Source organism: Streptomyces sp. SID14478, from assembly GCF_010548525.1.
In the GTDB taxonomy this organism is placed as follows: Bacteria; Actinomycetota; Actinomycetes; order Streptomycetales; family Streptomycetaceae; genus Streptomyces.
In genome coordinates this window covers 1-331 of record NZ_JAAGMG010000513.1, presented here as the reverse complement: position 1 = coordinate 331, position 331 = coordinate 1, and the positions used below count along the sequence as shown (strand labels likewise).

Sequence of the window (331 nt, the reverse complement as noted above, 5' to 3'; positions counted from 1 at the left end):
GGCGGTGCGCTCGGCGCCGGCCGCGGCGATGGCATCCGGGGTGTCGGTCGTGCGCACCAAGCTGCTGTTGTTCACGGTGTCGGCGGGTCTCGCCGGTTTCGGCGGTGTGATGTACGCGTCGTACAACACCCGGATCACGGCGACCGACTTCACGGCGATGACGGGGCTCATCTGGCTTGCCGTGGTGGTCGCCGCGGGGGTGCGCAGGCCGCAGTTCGCGGTGGTCGCCGGGCTGACGTTCGCCGTCGTCCCGCACCTCATCAGCGACTACGTGACGGAGTCCGTGCAGGTGCCGGTCATCCTGTTCGGGCTCGCGGGACTCGCGCTCGCC

General features: G+C 70.7%; 1 pseudogene. It reads left to right on the top strand.

Annotated elements, in window-relative coordinates:
- Window positions 1-4 precede the first annotated feature (4 nt).
- A pseudogene (locus G3I40_RS16525) lies at window positions 5-331 on the top strand (branched-chain amino acid ABC transporter permease/ATP-binding protein); the annotation flags it as partial.